Origin of the sequence: Flavobacterium sp., from assembly GCF_035760125.1 — a bacterium.
GTDB lineage: Bacteria > Bacteroidota > Bacteroidia > Flavobacteriales > Flavobacteriaceae > Flavobacterium.
The window spans coordinates 1-3447 of record NZ_DASTTN010000394.1; the positions used below are offsets into that span (position 1 = coordinate 1).

Below are 3447 nucleotides of genomic sequence, written 5' to 3' on the forward strand. Positions count from 1 at the left end.
ATTGAATAAAAAAGCTCCTAAATAAAAAAAAAATGAGTTTTTGAAAGCTCATAAATGGCAAAAAATGATAATTATTTTTACAAAATACAATTTTGCTGAAGCTAAAATCTACTATATTTACATTCTAATCAATAACAAAAAAGAAAATGAAAAAATTATTACTTTTTTCTTTGCTCATTTTATTTGCAGCTTGTGGCACAAGTGTTTCAACAAAACTAGCTAACAAAAATTACCAAAAGCTAAATGATGAAAATCAAATAATAGTATTAGAAAAAACAGATGTATTACCTGGTAATTCAGAATTTATTGGAGATGTAAAAATTGGAGATTCAGGATTTACGACAGATTGTGGATATAATAAAGTGATTTCAGATGTAACTACTGCCGCTAGAAATGCAGGTGGAAATATAATCCAAATTACAGAAATTAAAGAACCTAGTTTCTTTGGAAGTACTTGCTATAGAGTAAAAGCAAAAATTTATAGAAATTTGAATTCTGAATCTTTATCAATAATCATAAGTAACAAAAATATAAAAAACAAATCAAGGCTGAATGAAGATAGTGATTATGCATTAATTTATTTCTATAGACCAAATTTAGCAGTTGGTTCTTTATTGGGTTACCATATAAAAAACACGAACGATTCAATTGTTGGTAGATTAAGAAATGGAGAAAAGTTTGTGTATAAGACAAAGAAATTCGGTAATCAAAATTTTTATGGAACCCTCGAAACAAAATCTGAAATCAAAATAAATGTAGAAAAAGGAAAAGAGTATTTTGTGAGATGTGGAGTAAATATGGGAGTTGCAATTGGAAGACCTGAAATAAATATTGTAGAAAACAGTATCGGAATGAAAGAATATGACAAAATGGAATAAATGACCATTTACAATCAATCTTAATCAAGCCCCGAATCCAAAAGATTTGGGGTTTTCTGTAACTATTGATTCCTGTTTTATAAAAAATACATCAATTTAACCTAATTACTAATCCTACTTTTTCTATTTCAACTCAAAAAAAATCCTTTTGAGTTAGAAATCTCGGATTATTTATAAGAACTTTGCACGCTTTTTGCAAATACAAAAGCAAACAGCTTTTAGAAATTATAAATTGATCATCCACAGATGAAGAAGAAAGTAGAAATATTAGCGCCAGCAAAAGATTTAATTCACGGTATCGCTGCCATTAACAGCGGTGCTGATGCAGTTTATGTTGGAGCTCCCCAATTTGGTGCCCGTTCGAATGCCACCAACTCTATTGAAGATGTTGCTGCCTTGGTACAATATGCCCATTTATACAATGTTCCTGTTTTTGTGGTTATGAATACCATTCTTTACGACAATGAATTGGAAACTTGCCGTCAGATGATTTGGAAATTGTATGATATTGGTGTTGATGCACTGATTATTCAGGATATGGCTATTATGGAAATGGACATACCTCCTATCATCTTACATGCAAGTACACAAGCAAACAATAGAGATGCCGACAAAATGAAGTTTTTGGCCGATGCAGGAATCAAACGTGTCGTATTGGCTCGTGAATTGAATTTACACCAAATCAAAGAAATTAGCAACGCAACCGATGTGGAACTGGAATTCTTTGTAACTGGTGCTCTATGCGTTTCTTTCAGTGGGAACTGTTATATGAGTGTTGCCAATGGAGAACGTAGCGCCAATCGTGGTTCTTGTGCCCAAAACTGCCGTTTGCCTTACAATCTGATTGACGGTCATGGAGAAACGTTAATCAAAAGTACCCACTTACTTTCTATCAAAGATTTTGATGTTTCAAACGAGATTCCAAATTTGGTGGAAGCTGGTGTTTGTTCGTTCAAAATCGAAGGTCGTTTGAAAGATATTGTCTACGTAAAAAACAACGTTTCTTACCTTAGACAAAAACTGGATGCTTTCTTGGAAGAAAATGATAAATATACCAAAGCCTCTTCAGGAAAATGTACTTATACTTTTGATTCAGCTTTGAATCGTACTTTCAACCGTGGTTATACTGATTATTTTGTCAATGAACGTCACGCTACAATTGGTTCTTGGGAAAGTCCAAAATCAAAAGGGCAATACATTGGTAAATTAATCCGAACCGTTGGAAATGCCTATGAAATTGAAAACGGACACGTATTGAACAATGGTGATGGTTTGTGCTACATCAATGAAAATAACGAAGCCGACGGTATTTACGTAAATAAAGTCGAAAATGGACTTGCCTATCCTAACGTTTTGAAAGAATTAAAAGAAGGTACTTTCATTTACAGAAACAATGATGCCGCTTTTATCAAAATCGTAGAACGTGAAGACAGTGCTGTCCGTAAAATAAGTACTTCTTTATTATTATTCGAAAACGAAACTGGTTTTGAACTTCTTGCCACCGATGAAGATGGAAACATGAGCACAGTTCAATTGGTTCACCCGAAAGAACAAACGAAAAACAATCAATCTATCGAGGAAAACATCAAAGCGCAATTGGCTAAAACTGGTTTTACGCCTTACACAGCCGATGAAATAACAGTTCAGTTTACTGATAATTGGTTTTTGCCTATTTCAAAAATCAATGAAATGCGCAGAACCGTTTACGAACAACTGTCCGAAACTCGTTTGAAAAACTACAAACGCGAAGAACGTAAAATCGAAAAAACAAGTCATCCTTATCCTGAAACCAAATTGGATTTCATGTATAATGTTTCCAATAAATTGGCTCGCAAGTTTTATGAGCGACATGGAGTGACCGAGATCGAGAAAGCATTCGAATTACAATGGGATCCAGGAAAATCTCGTGTGATGACCACCAAATATTGCATAAAGTACGAATTAGCCAAATGTCCAAAATACCATAAAGACACAATGGAAGGCAAATTGAAAGAGCCTTTGGTACTAAAACAAGGAGAATTGGAATACAAACTAAAATTCAATTGTAAACCTTGCGAAATGGAGATTTGGGAAAAAGACGCCGAATTTGAAATTGAAGAGGATTAAATACTAATTTTCATCTTTTTAGATATAATCATAAACTACAAAGTAAAGTTCCCTTTATTTTGTAGTTTTTTTTTGGACTCATTTTGAATTCCGTTTTAAAAAGCAAACTCTAATTCAGAACCGTATTACTAAAAATCCTAAATTTGTAAAAACCAATAAATCAAATCATGAAAAATCTGTTAACTCCCCTATTCATTATAGCATTTGTATTGATTTCCTGCAAAAACGAAGCTGAAAACCAAACACCTAAAGTAGTTGTTCCATTTTATCAAGTTGCCAATCAGCAACAAAATCAAACGTTAACAACTCCACAACCAAACCAAGGTCAAAGTCTATACCCAGCAGCATCTGCTCAAAATACTACAACTCCAGTACAAACAACTGCTCCAGTAAAAGTTGGCAAGGGGATGAATCCTTCTCATGGTCAGCCTGGTCACCGTTGTGATATACCTGTAGGTGCTCC

At 33.6% G+C, this 3447-nt stretch carries 2 protein-coding genes and 1 pseudogene; all 3 read left to right on the forward strand.

The window, feature by feature from the left end; translation table 11 throughout:
• Positions 1-146 precede the first annotated feature (146 nt).
• Positions 147-878, forward strand: coding sequence for a hypothetical protein (locus VFS71_RS13975; protein WP_326401991.1), 732 nt, complete (start codon positions 147-149; stop codon positions 876-878).
• Positions 879-1124: 246 nt separating this feature from the next.
• Positions 1125-2984: a U32 family peptidase gene (locus tag VFS71_RS13980; RefSeq protein WP_326401993.1), complete on the forward strand. Its 1860-nt coding sequence runs from the start codon at positions 1125-1127 to the stop codon at positions 2982-2984.
• Between the two features lie 167 nt (positions 2985-3151).
• Positions 3152-3447 (forward strand): annotated as a pseudogene (locus VFS71_RS13985) (hypothetical protein); the annotation flags it as partial.